This window comes from Hoylesella loescheii DSM 19665 = JCM 12249 = ATCC 15930 (assembly GCF_000378085.1).
Lineage (GTDB): Bacteria > Bacteroidota > Bacteroidia > Bacteroidales > Bacteroidaceae > Prevotella > Prevotella loescheii.
Genome location: NZ_KB899214.1, coordinates 152518 through 169091 on the forward strand (window position 1 = coordinate 152518; position 16574 = coordinate 169091).

A 16574-nucleotide genomic window follows, 5' to 3' on the forward strand; every position below is an offset into this window, starting at 1 on the left:
ACGGAGCTAAAAGTGAATTGTGCCATAACTTGCATTACTGTTTGATGAACAAGATGTTCGGGTTATACTTCATGCAGATGCCGTTGAGCCAATCTGCGATAACGGGACATGCGAGGCTGGGGTAGAGGACTACCGCCTCGTAGGCCGCATCGATGGTGGGGATGCCCCTGCCGTTAAACTCCTTGTCCGCACCTACTACCGCATTAGGCATGTACTTCGGGCTGGACGAGCCGCCTTGCAGCTCCGTACCCTCCACAATCACGTCATTCTCGGCCAATCCCGTATAGGCGGCTGATAACGTAAGCGTGTCGTACGCGTCATTGGTAGTGTCGATGGACTTGATTGTCGGGGCTGCGGTTGATGCTCCAACCTTAGTGATGGTGTCACCAACGGTGAACAGATGCCCCTTGGGAACGCGCGGAGCGGTAGTCGTACCGCCTTTGAGGATGGTAGCCGTCTTGCACACCGCGGCTGTCATCTTCTCGAAATCCACCTTGATGGGCGTACCACGCCTAAGCAATGTCCCTATGGGGAGCTGCTGCTCGGGCTTGAAGCCGCCAGGCAGTATCTTGCATTCGCCTCGCCAAATGGAGGGGAAGCTGCCCGAGAGGTGGGTTCTTTCAAATTCAATTGCCATGTTACATTCGAATTTAAAGGGTGAAACAAAAAATGATTACTTGCTGGGCAAGCTTTCAGCCCAAGCCTTGGCATCAGCTTTCATGGCCTCTTCCGTCTTGCCCGTCTCCAATGCCGCGCCTTTGGGCATCAGATTGCTGTTGACCCAATCCTGCTTGACGGCCTCCAACTCCTTGTCTAAATCCGCATCGTCAGCGAATGACATGCGACTAACCAATGATTGGGGCAGCCCTAGCTTCTTGGCCTTTTCGGCAATGATGTTGTTTCGCTCCGCTTTGGTCTTCTCCGCTTTTAGGGTCTGGTTTTCTGTCTCCAAATCGGAAATCTTCTTGTTTACCGTCTCCATCTGCTTCTTAAACCATTCGGGCACGTCCTTGTCATCATTGCCTTCGTTATCACCCCCACCGTCGCCATCCTTGCTTGATGGTTTAGGCTGGTTGCGATTTTTGCTCGTCTTTCTCGTGATTTCCCCTTGCATCGCCTTTGCATAAGGCACGAGCAAATCCGCTTTTGCAGCGACGTCCTCTTCCGAGGCGTCCTCTTCAAGGCCTTGTGAACCCAATTCGCTGAGTTCGTCCAATGCCTTGTCTGTTAATCCCATGTCCTTGCACTTCTCGGACAAGGTCTTACGTAGTTTCTTGTTCATACTTATTTTGGTTTGTATAATTTTCAAGCAAAAATAGCGAATAAAAAGAATGGATACTCAATAAGTATCTCGATTTTCGTATTTTTAACTATATGGAAAATGCTTTTATAGTGGGTGTTTCACGTAGGTTTTGTATATTCTGCTTTGAAATAAGTCGCTAAAACCTTGCATATTTTAAAAATATGTAGTATTTTTGCGCTATAAAAGACACCCAACAAGTACTTTATTTAAATTCAACGCAATATGAGATTATTCACAGACAATTCGGACTTTTATCCGACACCTGAAGAGGTGATTAACACAATGATGATGGGGGAAAACATCATCGGTAAGACAATTCTTGAGCCGTCGGCAGGCAGCGGTAATATCGTCCGCTGGCTGAAAGAAAATGGTGTAGGCGAAGTTATCGCATGCGAGAAAGACAGACATCTGCAAAAACTCTTGGCGGGCGAGTGCCAACTGTTGGCCGAGGACTTCTTGTCCGTAACGGCCGAGCAGGTGAGCCACATCGACTACATAGTGATGAACCCCCCATTCTCCGCAGGCATGAAGCACATCATGCACGCATACGAAATCGCACCCGCAGGATGTGTGATTATCGCGCTGTGTAATGATGCCAACACACGCAGGTACGACACGGAGAGCCTAAAATTCGGGGAATTGATAGAGGCGAATGGGCATAAAGAATACCTAGGTCGTGTGTTTGACACGGCCGAGCGGAGGACCAACGTGGAGGTGGCGATGATAAAACTGTATAAGGCAGGCGAGGGCGATGCCGAGTTTGACAACTATATGTTCACGTCCGAGGACGACATGCTTAACGCCAACCAAACCGAGGGGTTGGTGCAATATAACCTTGTGCGTGACCTCGTTAACCGCTATGTCTCGGCCGTCAAACTCTTTGACGAGACGATGGCAGCCGCCAATAAGATTAACGACATGGCGCGCTTCGACGACGGAGACCGCACACGCGCACACTACCTGCCGATAGAGTTCGGTGCGTACAGCTCCGATGGGAAGCACATACACGTGACACGCCAGCAGTACAAAAAGCAGATGCAGAGATATTATTGGCGCATCATCTTCGATAAGCTCAACATGGAGAAGTACGCCACGAATGGCTTACGTGAGCAGCTAAACCGCTTCATTGAGAAGCAAGTTGAGGTGCCATTCACAATGCACAATATATATCAGGTGCTCAACATGGTAATGCAGACCACTGGGCAGCGTATGGATAAGGCCTTGTTAGAGGCTTTCGACCTCATCTGCTCGTTATCGGCCGAAAATTCGACCGCTGGGGAGAAGTGGAAGACAAATGCCAATTATATGGTCAATCGCAAGTTCATCGTGCCGTACATGACAAGCTACGATGCGCGGTGGCCACGAGACTACGTAACGTTAAGTTATAGCAGCAATGAAACAAAAGTTATAGATGTCGTAAAGGCCTTGTGCTATATCACGGGTACTGATTATAATAGCATCAGGCCTTTGAACGGACTTATCTATGAAAGCAAGATACCTTACGGGGAGTGGTTCGAATGGGGCTTCTTCCGCGTCAAGGCTTTTAAAAAAGGCACGATGCACTTCGAGTTCTTAGATGAGGCTGTCTGGGCGAAATTCAACCAAGCGGTAGCCAAACAAAGGGGTTGGGTGCTGCCTAAGAAGAGCGGGAATAAGAGAAAACAATAATATTAATCGGGGGTGGGATAATCGCCCATCCCCACAATGCTATACAATCATGACAAATTCGGAAATGGACAAGCTAGGCGCGCTATTAGAACAGCGATACAGTCTCTTTCACGCAGACCTAATCATGCGCGCTATCTTGGATGAGAGCGTGTCGCGCGAAGACTTCATGCATGGAAGTGAGGAGATACTCGCCAATGAGGTAGACGAAGACGAATACACGCCCCAATGCTGGGCTGGAATATAATAACTTGGCTGTCTGTGCGTTATATGAGTGCGCACGGGCAGCCTCAATAAAGCAATAATGAATAATAAATATAAGGCGAAAGTGGTGCATTTGCACTTAAAAGAGCCGAGAAACGGGCAGTCGGACTTCTATTTCGGCTCGGTATTAGCGATGTATAGTGTGTTGACGCGCGAGGATGTAGGCGCGCATTATCGCACGATAACGCAGGTACTACTCCATTCAGGGGTGTACGAGAACAAGAAATGCATCGTGCGATTGGGTGAGTTGATTAGGAAGAGACACAACGAACATTAAAGTATGATATGGTAAAAAATGAACTTATAAAAAAGTGTAAATTCTATCGGGGTGAGGAGACATTCCCCTCCGAAATGTCCAATACAATGTACGCATTCCTATTTTGGGAGGCTGAGTGGGCATACGTTACCTACTATAACGCCCAAGAGGAAGAAAATGCCATTAAGGCATACTTGGAGGCAGGACTTGGTGGGGCTAATCTTGAAATAACCACACCACTATTAGCGTGGTTATTCGCCATCTATTGTAAGGGGGCGGATATTGACATTACAACCGCTGCCGTATACTTTCGCCAGAGGGTATTACCTACTTATGTGGCTTCTACTTCGAGGATGATATAGCTTCCCTCTTTCCTTTCGGCGACAAGTTTATAACGACAAAACATAGAGGTCAATACCTCGTCCTCGGATGAGAAGCGCGACAAGTGTCTGATACTTGTCGCTTTTTTGTGCTTATGTGCGACAAGCATCACCTTATTATTCTTCACATCGCCATAGACAGGAGAGGATTCGCCAAGATGAGCCCCCGAGAAGTTTCGAGAGACACTTTCCCTTGTACTCCAAGAGGCACTTCCCTGCATATTTCCCTTCCCATTCTTCAACTCTTTACGCAATGCTTCCAATTCTAGGTTTGATAGTGTCATCCCTCGATACGTTGTCCCACCATCCCACTGTGGGCTTTTAGCAATGAATTTCTCTAAATCTCGCGCCTTTTTTAGTATTTCTTCATTTGAATGACCGTGACGCGATACCACGCTATTGCCCGATTGCACCTGTCTAATTTCGTAGTCCCATTGAAAACTAAATCCGCGCACAGCCTCGAAATAAGATTCAGCCTCCTCTGTATCCGTCGTATTCGTCATTTCCATTATTTTGGATATCAGCTCTTTACCCTTCATCCCCTTAGATATGTGTTCCTTTTGAAGGGTGTTATTGGTCGACTTTATCTCCTTGAAGATGTTTTCCTTTGTTTTTTTCTTAGCCTCTAGGGACACCTTTTTTGCTTCAAGTTGTTCCAAGATGGCGATACCTTTGATGGTGTCCTTATCTGCGATGGCCTTGTCGAGGGCTGCAATGTACCCCTTATATATGCTTGATTTGGTCTTACTTCCTTTCAGGAATTCCTTATGCTCATTTAGCTTGTTCATCAATTCCTCAAGCGCAAGAGCATCTTGAACTGCGCCCAGTTTCTTCTGATAAGCCTTTTCTGCTACCTCCCAAGTAGGGTGTTTCTTCCCGCTAACCAAAGAAGACACCTCTTGTATCAGTTTGTTCTTTTTATGTTCATTCGGGGCTTCATCCCAACTCTTGTATCCGTACTTAGTCAACCATTTGTTCAGCGTATTCTCTACGGCAGCCTTAACCTGTGATAGCTCGCCTATTGAGAAAGTTTTGTGCCAGTGGTGCACATTAGGAATGATATTTTCCAAATCCGCTTCTTGTTTTTTCATCGCAGACGCTGCCAATCCAACTTGTTTAGTGGCAGCCTTTATCACCCTGACATTTCCGCCCATAATGGCTTTTTCCAATGGGGCGAAATCCACCTCATTATAACCCTTAGCCATCTTCAACACATGGTCTGCCTGCTTCTTTATTTGGGCTGTTTTCTTTTGTGCGGAGACCTTAACCGCCTGCGCTTCCTTGGAGATAAGCGCGCTGTTTCCCGATTTCAAGGCATCTTGCAGCTTGGAGGTGTCCATGTTCGGGTGGTTCTTTTGGGTGTAGTCCAGCATCTTATTGGCGTACTTCTGTGCAACCTCCATGTTGTGAACCTCAGCTTTGGCCGATGCTGCCTTATCGGGGTGTATGATGCCGTCAATTTTGGCGGCATTATTCTTGATGAAATACGGTTCTTTCCCGCTCTTGCGCACCACATGTATCTTCTCCTTGTTGTCGCTGACCCACGACTTGAAGTTGTCGGGGCATTCGGTTATGCGCTTCCCCTTAGGGGTGTATGTTTCGCCCTTTAACTTGGCGCGGAAGACCTTGCGCTGCTCCTCCCAATCGACCAAGATGGGTGTGCAGACGCAAAAACACTGCGGATGCCACCCGTCAAATATAAAGTCCTTGGGGTAATCGCCCTCCAAATCGTCGCAGATGTCCCTCTTGGGATGGTTACGTGACAACTCGATGTGTTGCCCCAACACGAATTCCATATTCTGCCATCGCTGATGGTCGGCCTGCCGATATGCCATATTCGTTTCCGTGCGCGCTACGCGCATAGCATTCTTAGCGGAGGACTTATATACGCCTGCTCCCGTCTTGTAGCTGTCACGGTCGTAATCAACCCATCGGTACTTGCCCGTAGATTCGTCCTTGACACGCTTTTTCCACTTCCTGCCGTACACGGGCACTTTCGTTATCTCGCCCGTGTCCTTGTCCACCACCTCTTTTTCTCCAGCCTTGTAACGAAATCTACGGAACATCAACTCGGGGTCATTGAGGTACTCTCGCACCTTGCGCGACATGGAACTAGCACTATCACCTTCACCAATGGCAACCGTCATGGCTACTTCCATTTCCTCGCGCAACTGTTTAACGGACTTCCACACCCTCTCGGACAATCCCAGCCCCTTGTCTGCACGATTGGTGAAAGCGTCACGTGCAGAAGTGTTCCTATCGACCCATGCCGAGAACTCGGGGCTAGACAACACTTTCTTGCCGAAAAGCGAAGCAATGAACTTGTCGCACTCCACGTTGGCCTCCTCCCATTCAAGGTTGATGCCGTTACGGATAGCTGTTGTGACAGTTGATGCTAGACGACGAAGCAGCATCTCGACCTCTTTCTGCATCTTGTCATTTGTCCCGTCAAACGAGTACATTACGCCCTCTTCTAGTTTGGGCATGGACTTGTTGAGTGCGAGGATGTCATTCACCGTCTTGGCAAACAGCAATCTCACCCTCTCTGCGTACGCTTCCGTCCTTTGAATGCGCAGCACCGCTGACTTCTTCTTGTCAGAAAGTTGTTGTCTTTTGTCCATAGGGATGTGTCAATATGGATTATTCGTCCTCTCCCTCTTCTCCTGCGTTAGCCGTGCCTGCACCACCGTCTTCACCGCCACCGAAGATATTCTCCTGCATTTTCCTGCGCTCCTCGGCCTCGGCTTGTATGCGCTCAATCTCTCGGTGCGCGTCCTTGATGAGGGGGTTGAGTTCTATGCCCGTCTCCGAGGACAGGATGCCAGCGTCAACGGCGCGGATAACGTTATTGAGCGCATCTGCTACGTCTTCTCCGAACGGCTCTTGGAACTCATGCCCGACTTTCAATGCTTCACACTCCGTATGCAATCGAACATCCAGCACGTTGCCAATGATGGCGGTAACGAGTGATGCCGTGCGGTCTAACAGTTCATCGTGCGTCTCCTTGTGTTTAGCAGCCTTGATGTCGGCAAGCATCATGACCGTACGCAGTGCCTTGCCTGACAGTTGGGACACTTGTTTAAGGGTGTCGGTGGTGATGTTGGGTGTGAACGTCTTCTGCAATATTTGGTTTTGCAGCCACTCGATTTCATCTTTCTTCGATTGCGGGGCATTGTCCCAAGTGAGGTACTTGGCTGCCTTGTCGACACCATCCTTACCGTTTGTGATAAGCAGTTTGCCAGCATCTTTCTTGTCGGGTACGTTCTTGATGATGTCCGCGTCCATGATGGCGATGGGGTCGGCAAAATAGTCGTTAGTGTCGGCCGTGCGTGACGCAATGTACTCTTCTCGGTGAATAAGTGTTTCCGCCCCTTTCCACTCCTTGTCCTGTTGAAAAAGAATGATTGGTATCTTACCGATTAGGTTTGGTTCTTTCAGCACATCCCAACCTAGCGACCGCTTGGCACAGCGGTATATGACATCCTTGGTGAAGATGTCGAAATGATAGTTTACCTGCTCTTTCTCTTCCTTGACGTAATACCCCCATGCGATGGACAAGATATTTTCGTATTGGTCTCTGCGCACGAAGATTTCGTCCCCCTTGGACGCTGCCAACACGCGTATCTGTGCATCGGGATTACCGTCATCACCCTTGAAAACGCGAAATAGCATCGCGCTTTCGGTCTCCGCTCCTGCGATGCGCTTGCATTGCCTAATTTTGCTGTCAAAACGCAGCCTCTTCAACGTGTCTTGGAATGCCTTAAAGGCGTTGTCCGTACCCTCTGACAATTGCGTCCACTTGACGGGACGGCCATAGAGAAAGACGAGGGCAATCTCATTGATGAACGGCTGGTAGGGGATGGGCAGTTTCCATACCTTTTCAAGCCTTTTGAAATTGCCGTTCTTGTCGGTTACAATCTTATCCTCACGCTTCATAATCTGATGCGTGCTGACATCGTACTCCTGCACCGCCTCCACAATCGCGTCAAACCGATTGCTCATCTTGTCCTTGACCGCGGAAATGTCCTTGGCGGCAAGTAGCTGCTCGAACTCTTGGTTGCGTCCAATCAAGGCGTTCATGTAATTTCGAAATAAATCAAACAATACCATGATATATCTATTTTTATCGTTATTATAATCCAAACATTCCCTTGTCTAAGGCATTGTAGTCTATATCCTCGTCTTCATCGTATAGGTCATTGATTGCATACCCCAGAATGTCTACGAACTCGTCATGGGGCATCGACGGGAAACCGCACACTTGGTTCAAGAGGTCTTCATTCCACGACCCCTCTACAATATACACGCGCCCACACTCGATGCGAGGAGAAACAACACGGAACCGCACTTCCTTGTCATCTGTCGGGGTGGGGGTCTCCTTGACATTTAGTGTGGAAATCTCGCGCAGCATCTGCACCACGCTAATGCCGTTAGCCTTTGGCTCAATGTGCAATATGCTTTCTTTGTTACCCTCGTGTGCTGCGATGTAGTCGGGCAAAAAGCGCAATAGGTCGGGCATCTCTTTCCACACCTGCTGCGCGTCATAGAGGTATATATTGTTGCGGATGCGGCATGCGGCCAATATTCCGCTAGGGTCGTTGTCCTGCCCCTTTTTCTTCTTGTTGTACGCCGTATCGAGATAGAAGTGCATGGGTTCATTAAAGCGCATGGAAGTGAACTCAGCCATTGATATTCGCCTGAACCAATCACGCTTGACGATGTTACCACCCTCAATTGTCGGGTGCTGTTGGTATAGTGCCGAGAACTCACGCGGTGCACGCGCCTTTTGTTTCAAAAGCTTATTTAATGAGTGTCTGTTTTCCCACAAGGCCTCGCCTATATGTCGCGGTGAGCCGATGTCACCATCACCCTCTTGCTCGCAGATTGCAGGGATGGACAGCACCGTCCAGTCTTGCGGCTCGGCCTTTAAAATACGTCCTGCTAGGTCGTCCTCGTGCCACCGCGTCATGATGAATAGCTGCTTGGAATTGTTGTGCAAGCGTGTCGAGAGCACCGTGTTGTACCAATCCCACACCCTTTGCCGATAGGTCGTTGAATTGGCCTCGTTTGCATCCTTGACGGGGTCATCGATAATGGCGATGTCCACTGGAGTTCCCGTGAGAGAACCGCCTACGCCCACCGCCTTGTAGAAGCCTCGGTGGTTCACGGTCTCGAAGATGTCGACATTACGCAGATAGCCTTTGGTGTCGGTACGGATATTCGAGCCGTTTAGGTAGGTGTTGGGGAATATCGCTTGGTATTCCTTGCTATCTATCGTACGCTGTATGGAGCGCGAGAACTGCTCGGCAAGGTCAGCCGAGTATGAACTACCGACAATCTTCAAGTCGGGGTCTCTACCCAGTGCCCATGCAGGGAAATTACGCGAGATTATCTCGGATTTGCCATGCTGAGGCGGAATGAACACCATGAGGTTCTTTATCTTCCCCTCCAAAAGTGACTGACAACCCTCCGCGACAACTTTGTGAAACCACTCCATCTCATATTTGGGGTTGGCGTAGCCGAGGAAACATGAGAACTTGTTTGGGGCTTCGAGTTTTAGTTTCGCCTGCCTCAATTCCAACATTCTACGCCTTACCTCGACATTTCCATTTTTCATTCTCCTTGCGTTTCTTCCTTGTTTTCGTCTTCGACGTCAAACTTTCTCAATCGTTCCAGCTCCTTGTTGACCTCTTCAAGCGTCAAAGGTTTGTCGTCCTCCTGTTTCTTGATGGCGACATCCGCGCGCTGTTTGTTTTGATAGTGGTCGGGGTCAATGTTGGTAAGCAGGAAGATGGCGGCGGCTACGTTAGGCTGGTAGTACACCGTCTTCTTCTTCATCTTCTTGATGGTAGCCTCGCCCTTGGCGTTTGGGATGTATTCTGTTTCTGTCTCTTCTCTGGAATACCCACGCGCCACCTCAAACAGTGAGGTGGACAATTCGTGCGAGGCCTTTTGCTTGAACACCTCTCGTGCCTTGGTTATGGCCTCCTTGAACTCTGGCTTGTCCATCCAATGGTAGAATGTCTTATTGTCGATTGAGAAGACCTTGCAGAAGTCCTTGAAGAGCGCACCCCCATACTCGATGAGGCCGTGTTCTTCAACCCATCTTGACATTTCATTGACTAGTGTCTTATTGTATTTTCCCATGTCGTTTCATTTTTATTGTCAACTCGGAATTATCGGGTTCAAATCGACGAGGCTCGACACTTGTAGCCGCTACTCGTCAATTGCCCAAGAGCTTTCTTCTGCTCAATTTCGCTTGAACACTCCACGATTATCTCATAGGTCGGTGAGGAACCATTGCCACCTCCATCGCTCGTGTCCTTGTCACTCTTGTTTCCGTTCTCGCCGTCAAATATAGGCAGGTCAACCCCCCAGCTTGTCAATTGGGCTTCATCCCATTCATTGGCAAGCATATCCCAATCCCACTTGCCGAAGCTGCTGTTGTCAATGATGGAGTAAGCCTTGAGTTGTTCTATTGGCGTTTCTTTGGGGATGATTACGCATGGTACTTTTTTATGTGGACTAGACAACCACCTTTCCCACTGTTCGCGCAACATGGTACGTTCTGCGGCCGTTCTTTGGGCATAGCCCGAGCAAAACCCCAAAGCTATATTTACCTTTGCAGGTGTTAATTTGGCAATTTCAGACAATGCACGATAACGCATGTTTCCCCCACAGACAATGTGGCGACCGTTATCGAGCGGATAGACCATCAATCCACGTAAATAAAGCATTTGGGGATTTAGCAAGACACTTTGCTTCAACATCTCCACTTTCTCCTTGGTGATGTCGCGCGGGTTTGAGGGCAATCCCTCCAACTGCCCTAAATTCGGTTCAATGTCTGACAGCGCGAGCAAAGCATGTCTTGCGTCCACATTTTTTTGTTTATCTTCCAACCTCTTCATATTCACGAAAGTTCTCGTAGTTTATCAAATCACAAATATACGAAAAAGAGTACCCAATAGGTACTCTTTCTTTGCAAATTAACAAAATTCAACGCAAATAATCGTTGATTTCGTTGATAAAGTCTTCAAGTGAGCGGCAGATGGCATACTTATACCCTGCCCATTCAAGCTGCCTCTGCATAATCTTCTGCGATGGTTGCTGCCTGCCTGTCTTTGTTTTCATTTCAACGAATAAGGCGTGATGCCCTTTTGACGGGAAACAGAGTATCAAGTCGGGAAATCCTCTTCGTGTCCCCATCCGCTTGAACTCCATTGCCTCGAATCGCGTGCGCTTGCCTCCATTGGGTGAATGATGGAGTAGGAGGGCGAGTTTTGGATATTGCAGGCTGAACCAATTCACGCAAGCTATCTGTATGCGGTCTTCTTCGTGTCTCATAACGCGCTATGTTTAGCTTTCGCCCGCTAATATCGGAATGGCGTAAAGTGAATTACTATGCCTTTGAACAGCTTACTTTCTTGCGGATTTTTCCCGAATATCCATTCCTTGAAATCCTCCACCGAAAGGCCGTCATTTTTCGCGAGCGTGTTGATTGGGACAAACGCGTCGCCGACTTTTGCCACGATGAAATTGTTCTTGTGGTCATAGCGTATCATTGTCGACTGATAGCCTACACCCTCCTTAGTGCGCAGGATTTCCACTTGCGGAGAGTTGTATGGTCTGCCCGCCCATTGGCGCAACGACAACACATGCCCCCCTTTTTTAATTGCATCTAGTTTGTTCGCCCAGACGGCGAAGTTGTCGCGGATTGTGTGTATCTTCCGACCATCGGAAATACTGGCCTTAAACCCCGTTTCCTCCCCAGCACGGCTGCTGCCGAGTGGGAATGTGCGCGACATGAGTACGATTACTTTCTTGTCCATGTTTTACAGATTGTCTATATCTTCCTTAATTTCCCGACACCTAGTGTGAGCGGTGATATCGAACATTGCAATTAACCTCTGGTCGATAATTACAACATAGTTATCGTGATTACTATCGTCCACCAACCTAAGACGCTTTCGGTTGACTTCCAAGAAGTCGATGCACTCTTTAATTTTTTCTCTTTCCTGAAAGAGTTCTTTTGCCTTTTCAAACGTTTCTTTGTCCATGTTATCTTACTTTTGTTTCATTGTTATTCTTTCCCCCACGCGATGTCTGGTGTAGGTAATGCTGTCAACATAAAACACCCTGACTGCGTACTTGTTCGCCACGTAGAGCTTCCACTCTGACGGCACGAGTTGTGGTACGCGCCTAGGGCGTGGTACATAATGCACTCTTGGCACGAACATGGCCTCTTCCACGACGTGCGCCTCTTCGTTGTCCATGTGTGCCTTGACGTACTCCTTGCACACGATAATACCCTTGAAAGGTTTCGGCTCACAGCCGACTAGCACAGCCAAAAGGCCTATTGCTAAGATTGTTCTAATCATTTTCTTTGCCATAATTAAATAATTCGTTAACTTTGTACTGCAACTTGTGATTTAAACATTTGGAACTCTCCTTAGGGGCGGTGACACAGCACCGCCCCTATTTCATACTTCAATCTCTATCACATTATGGACGTCTTCAGCAAGCATCGGCGCAAGCAGAAACCTTACCCCATCAGCCTGCAATTCGCATGCTCTCCCTTTCCCGATACCATATCCTCCGTGATGTGTCATGGTAAGTGTTTCCAATCCTAGGAGTTCCATCGCTTGTGCGAGAATGTCAAGCCTATAACCCATGAAATAGGCCTCGCCAAGCTTTATCGGTGTACTAAAATCGGCAATCATTTTCCCTGTCTTCTTTGGTGCACCATCAACATATCCTGTGCCAAAGCATATTGGGCAATCAGCCGTGACCTCATGAGTTGCACCATTATTATCAATGTATTCGCATTCTACCTTCCCACTGCCGTCACACTCGTCACAATCAACGTCTTCCATGTCTTCCTCTTCTACCATCGGCAGCTTGGCGAGTGCGTCTTTAATGGCTTTAAGCGTTACTTTTGCATTGCATGGAGTTCCGAATTCAATATTCTTTGTCAATTTCCTCTTGTGGTGCTTTTCTGAAACGAGTTCAGCTTTTACCGCCACGGCCATACGTCTATTGGCAGCCCAAACTTCATTATGGACTATTTCAAGAAACGGTTCTTGATATTGCCCAAAACAATTATCTTTGTCGCAGAACAACTCAAAGAGTTCCTGTTCGTTACTTATCTTTTTCATATTTATTCGTTTAAATTGTTGCAAATTTTGATATTTGGTTGTCGTCCGCCCATTCAGCCCAGCCTCGAATGCTGTTGATATGGTGAGGTGCATCTGTGGCAAGTTGGGGATATTGTCTTGGCAGTACTTCTTTGCTGCCTTTTCGATTAACTCTTCTCGTGTCATTGTCTACTTTTTATTAAATCTAGCACTCTTTCTTTGAACTCATCTTCCGTTTCACAGAAGTAGTACTCATCGGCATCATCGTCTGTTTCAAAGACTTCTCCGTCCCTGTAAAACATAACCCATTCTTTCCCCTCTCCTGATATACCAGGCCTTATGTAGTAAGGAGCAATCAATCCCCTGCGTTCATCACACTCGGGATAATCTATTGGCAGCATGTCTATACTTCTTAGCCATGTCCTTAACTCTGCCGTGTTCTCGTTTATATATGCGTACATACTTATTTCTTCTATTTAGCTTTGACTGTGTATCTTATTTCTGCTTTTCGCTCTTGATTATTCCACTACATACGTTAGGTACTCATAAATTAGTTGTCCATATTTAGTTGTATAGTAAGTGTCATAATCTCCTTCATAGGGTATAAACCTGTCCACACGCCCTTGACATTGCGTATGCGCATGCCTTAGCCACCTTGTTTTTAATGATACACTATCCATATAGGACTTGCAAGCTTTTTTAATCTTGCGTGGTAGTAAATGTGCCATTTTATCCAAACCTAAAATTACACTACCATCCCATCAGGATATTTCGTAGTCTGTGGAATATAGTCATCCGCTGCTTTCTTACCGCATTTTCCACACACCTTACTAGGGATGACTTCCCTGTGGAAGAACTCATCATCATACCCATAACTTTCTTCTGTATGACCACAATGTTCACACTCATATACTGCCTGAAAATCTCGGCGAGTTTGCGAGATTATCTTCTTTATTCTCATATTCTTGTTTTTTTTTGTTTTTACTTAATGGGGTTTTGCCCCGTTTGTGTCTTCTCCCCACGCAAAACAGCTTGCGTGAGGAGAAATTTATCGTTGAACATTATCTTTTTCATCTTGTTTGTCTTTTTATTGTTTATCCAAATACTCTAATGTCCTTACTCACATAGGCCATGATACAAACTCATACACGAGTATCCTCCCTCTGGTTCGAAAAGGTCAAGTTGTGCGTCATTGCGGTTCACATATTTGAACACCTCCGCTATTGTCGGGTATTCGCCATTTGCGCAAAATCGTTTCGGGATATAAGTCGGGGGAAAGAATGTAGAGCCGTTTTTGGTTTCGTTCTTCATTTTCTGTTCAGCTAATATAAGCCGTTGAGATGCCCACTCATCTTTCGATATTAGCTGCATCTCACGTTTCCTGCACATAATACACGGGAAACATCCTACACGCGAGAAACCTCGTTCGTACAGAGGATTTGGACGTTGTCCGCTAGCAAGGATGTAATCGATAACCTCTTGTGCAGACCAGTTGAATATGGGGCGCAACACGCTTGCATCGTGCGTCTTACACCATTCTAACACTTCTTTCTTGTGGTACAACCCTTTTACTTCGCTATTAAAATACTCCTTAAAATATGAGCATTCCACATCGAGTTTTGCACGCGAGGTACTTTCCTTTGCCCTTATTCCTTGGATTATTATAAAGCTATCGTCTTGTGATAATATATAGTCTATCATTGGAATGACTTTCAGCTCTGATGTGCAGAACCTTGCCATAGTTGATGGGAAACGACCCTTCCTAATCGCCATGTCGACAAAATCCTTATACTTCTTACTTTTTATAGTTACCAGTTTAACACCAAGTGCTTTTACAACGTTGTCGATATGCTTGTACGTTTCTTCATGTTCCCACCCAGTATCACAAAATACAGCTGTTATTTTATCTTTGCCGTAATCCTTAACGGATTTTATGAGGCACGCTTGACTATCCTTGCCGCCACTAAATTGAACTAAAATCTTCATATCATACGTTCTTTTCGTGTATTTACATCTCTCAAATACTTAATTTCAAGTGTTTAACTCCTGCTTCGTTAAGTTCTTGTAGTATTCTTTTACTAGCTTCATATCTGTTTAGCTTTTGCCATTCGTCCGAAATGTCATCTAAATTTTCGTCATAATGATTTTTGTAGATGTAATCTTGGATGGCTTCGCAGAAAAGCTGTTCAGTTATTCCATCATAGTCGCCAAACTCTATGATTGACGTTAGCTCAAAACACTCAAGATGTTCTCTGTTTGACCACACGTCGCCGCCATCTTTATTAAATTGTAGATTATACATTGCTCCCTTTTCTATTTTACAACCGCAGAAGTCGCAATGATGTGGCTTGCGTGCTCTAACTATTTTATTATTTATTGCTTTCATAATCTTCGTAGAATTTTCTCAGTGTAGCCTTAACCAACTTGGCAGCTCCCTCAGCTTGCTCTCGGGTACGGAAGTAATTGCCAAACTCGTGTCTATTTTTATCAGCACAATGACCATCTTCTTTATCTACCATTATGATTCCTTGATTGCCAACATAACAATATTCCTCACCATCTTCTGCTCTCCACCTAATCCATTCAAGCTCCTTTTCCTCAGCATTCCACCGCAGGTTTTGTTCTGCCATCTGAGCGGTAATGGTTTGCCTTTCCTTTTCCGTAGCTAGGCGGAATACCTCAGCTCGCCATTTCTTAAATTGACCTAGTTTGGAATCGTTGTCCCAATGCATGTATATGACGGGGTCGCCGTTGTTATCTCTGCATTCGTATACTATTCCCATTACCCTGCCTCCAATACTAGTGACAAAGTCACCATCTTTGAACTTCGGCGTTTCCGTTCTCTCTTTCTCAATGGTGATAACACCATCCTTTATCTCGGCCTTGCAGCCCTCGGGGACGTTTATCTTGTCCCCGCATTTTAGAATTATTTCCATAGATATTCTGTTTTTATTATTCTCATTTTTAAGGCTTTTATAGAATGTGATGTATTCTTTGTCTGAAAATATAGGTTTATAGCCTTTTCTCTCATACCAATCAGCCATAAATTTATCTTTTTCCGCAGCCAATGACACGACACTTGCTCCCAGTTTTTGCGCTACTTTCTCTGCTTCTTCAAGCAGCCTATTTCCGTAGCCTCTTACTCGACACTTTTCTTCGACGCTTAGATTGTATATACAAGCACAAGACCTTATATTTTCATCGATAGATACAGAGCAAATTCCCTCTCCACTACTTGTCATTATCAAAGTGTAGTTTTCTGCGTTGTGGTATATAAATTCTTCTTTCATTTTGTCCTCGCAATTCAAAATTATTTCCATGATTATCAAATTTCCGTGAATTGTCCGTTAATAAGTTTATACCAAGTGTCTTCCTTGATGCGTTCTCCATCTACCTGTTCTGTCTTTACGCAAACAGGTGTCCAGTTCCCGTCCAAACTATCCCATTCAGCAAGCGTTATCCAACTGCCTTTCTTTGCTTTGGCTTGTGAATTGTAGCCAGCCGCCATTACCACTGCGTAGTCTCCTGATGATGCGAGTTGGGCGTAGTCTCCTGATGATGCGAGTTGGGCG

General features: G+C 46.4%; 21 protein-coding genes and 1 pseudogene. 4 read left to right on the forward strand and 18 right to left on the reverse strand.

Annotated features, from left to right (window positions below):
• Positions 1-34: 34 nt before the first annotated feature.
• On the reverse strand, positions 35-637 hold the full coding sequence (locus F453_RS0106930) for a hypothetical protein (RefSeq protein ID WP_018967361.1): 603 nt from the start codon (positions 635-637) through the stop codon (positions 35-37).
• A 36-nt stretch (positions 638-673) separates the two neighbouring features.
• The gene (locus tag F453_RS0106935; protein WP_018967362.1) at positions 674-1282 is read right to left on the reverse strand and encodes a hypothetical protein; all 609 of its coding nucleotides are present in this window, start codon (positions 1280-1282) and stop codon (positions 674-676) included.
• Positions 1283-1525: 243 nt separating this feature from the next.
• Between F453_RS0106935 and F453_RS0106940 the strand changes: the two genes are divergently transcribed.
• The 4 genes from F453_RS0106940 to F453_RS0106950 all read left to right on the forward strand — a co-directional run bounded on the left by F453_RS0106940 (position 1526) and on the right by F453_RS0106950 (position 3850).
• Positions 1526-2971 carry a DUF4942 domain-containing protein gene (locus F453_RS0106940; RefSeq protein WP_025790168.1) on the forward strand — a complete coding sequence of 482 codons (1446 nt, stop codon included), beginning with the start codon at positions 1526-1528 and terminating at the stop codon, positions 2969-2971.
• Between the two features lie 49 nt (positions 2972-3020).
• The gene (locus tag F453_RS0106945; RefSeq protein ID WP_033404202.1) at positions 3021-3215 is read left to right on the forward strand and encodes a hypothetical protein; all 195 of its coding nucleotides are present in this window, start codon (positions 3021-3023) and stop codon (positions 3213-3215) included.
• Positions 3216-3272: 57 nt separating this feature from the next.
• On the forward strand, positions 3273-3509 hold the full coding sequence (locus F453_RS15190; protein ID WP_018967365.1) for a hypothetical protein: 237 nt from the start codon (positions 3273-3275) through the stop codon (positions 3507-3509).
• Positions 3510-3595: 86 nt separating this feature from the next.
• Positions 3596-3850 carry a hypothetical protein gene (locus F453_RS0106950; RefSeq protein ID WP_154650691.1) on the forward strand — a complete coding sequence of 85 codons (255 nt, stop codon included), beginning with the start codon at positions 3596-3598 and terminating at the stop codon, positions 3848-3850.
• On the opposite strand, the gene F453_RS14690 is transcribed toward F453_RS0106950, so the two are convergent.
• The 16 genes and pseudogenes from F453_RS14690 to F453_RS14185 all read right to left on the reverse strand — a co-directional run.
• A complete protein-coding gene (locus F453_RS14690; RefSeq protein ID WP_018967367.1) occupies positions 3820-6489 on the reverse strand; it encodes a putative phage head morphogenesis protein in 2670 nt (889 codons plus the stop codon). The genes F453_RS0106950 and F453_RS14690 overlap by 31 nt on opposite strands.
• A 19-nt stretch (positions 6490-6508) precedes the next feature.
• Positions 6509-7948, reverse strand: a complete 1440-nt coding sequence (locus F453_RS0106960; protein WP_018967368.1) for a phage portal protein — start codon at positions 7946-7948, stop codon at positions 6509-6511.
• A gap of 52 nt (positions 7949-8000) precedes the next feature.
• On the reverse strand, positions 8001-9485 hold the full coding sequence (terL, locus tag F453_RS0106965; RefSeq protein WP_018967369.1) for a phage terminase large subunit: 1485 nt from the start codon (positions 9483-9485) through the stop codon (positions 8001-8003).
• Positions 9482-10015, reverse strand: coding sequence for a hypothetical protein (locus F453_RS0106970; RefSeq protein ID WP_018967370.1), 534 nt, complete (start codon positions 10013-10015; stop codon positions 9482-9484). The genes terL and F453_RS0106970 overlap by 4 nt, the downstream gene beginning before the upstream one ends.
• A gap of 38 nt (positions 10016-10053) precedes the next feature.
• On the reverse strand, positions 10054-10746 hold the full coding sequence (locus F453_RS0106975) for a ParB/RepB/Spo0J family partition protein (RefSeq protein WP_199899121.1): 693 nt from the start codon (positions 10744-10746) through the stop codon (positions 10054-10056).
• 118 nt (positions 10747-10864) lie between these two features.
• Positions 10865-11212, reverse strand: coding sequence for a VRR-NUC domain-containing protein (locus F453_RS0106980; protein ID WP_009235771.1), 348 nt, complete (start codon positions 11210-11212; stop codon positions 10865-10867).
• Positions 11213-11238: 26 nt separating this feature from the next.
• The gene (locus tag F453_RS0106985; protein ID WP_018967372.1) at positions 11239-11697 is read right to left on the reverse strand and encodes a hypothetical protein; all 459 of its coding nucleotides are present in this window, start codon (positions 11695-11697) and stop codon (positions 11239-11241) included.
• A 3-nt stretch (positions 11698-11700) separates the two neighbouring features.
• Entirely contained in the window at positions 11701-11925 is a 225-nt protein-coding gene (locus F453_RS0106990) for a hypothetical protein (RefSeq protein WP_018967373.1), read from the reverse strand.
• Between the two features lie 6 nt (positions 11926-11931).
• Complete coding sequence (locus tag F453_RS0106995; protein WP_234398582.1) at positions 11932-12246, reverse strand: hypothetical protein; 315 nt, start codon at positions 12244-12246, stop codon at positions 11932-11934.
• A 102-nt stretch (positions 12247-12348) separates the two neighbouring features.
• The gene (locus tag F453_RS0107000) at positions 12349-13188 is read right to left on the reverse strand and encodes a hypothetical protein (protein WP_018967375.1); all 840 of its coding nucleotides are present in this window, start codon (positions 13186-13188) and stop codon (positions 12349-12351) included.
• The gene (locus F453_RS0107005) at positions 13185-13463 is read right to left on the reverse strand and encodes a hypothetical protein (RefSeq protein ID WP_018967376.1); all 279 of its coding nucleotides are present in this window, start codon (positions 13461-13463) and stop codon (positions 13185-13187) included. The genes F453_RS0107000 and F453_RS0107005 overlap by 4 nt, the downstream gene beginning before the upstream one ends.
• Positions 13464-13747: 284 nt before the next feature.
• Positions 13748-13963 (reverse strand): hypothetical protein, encoded by a 216-nt coding sequence (locus tag F453_RS0107010; RefSeq protein WP_018967377.1) that lies wholly within the window; start codon positions 13961-13963, stop codon positions 13748-13750.
• A 155-nt stretch (positions 13964-14118) separates the two neighbouring features.
• Positions 14119-14988 carry a phosphoadenosine phosphosulfate reductase family protein gene (locus F453_RS0107015; protein ID WP_018967379.1) on the reverse strand — a complete coding sequence of 290 codons (870 nt, stop codon included), beginning with the start codon at positions 14986-14988 and terminating at the stop codon, positions 14119-14121.
• A gap of 31 nt (positions 14989-15019) precedes the next feature.
• The gene (locus F453_RS0107020) at positions 15020-15388 is read right to left on the reverse strand and encodes a hypothetical protein (protein WP_018967380.1); all 369 of its coding nucleotides are present in this window, start codon (positions 15386-15388) and stop codon (positions 15020-15022) included.
• Positions 15372-16292, reverse strand: a complete 921-nt coding sequence (locus F453_RS0107025) for a GNAT family N-acetyltransferase (RefSeq protein ID WP_169333982.1) — start codon at positions 16290-16292, stop codon at positions 15372-15374. The genes F453_RS0107020 and F453_RS0107025 overlap by 17 nt, the downstream gene beginning before the upstream one ends.
• 35 nt (positions 16293-16327) lie before the next feature.
• Positions 16328-16574, reverse strand: a pseudogene (locus F453_RS14185) (A1S_2505 family phage non-structural protein); the annotation flags it as partial.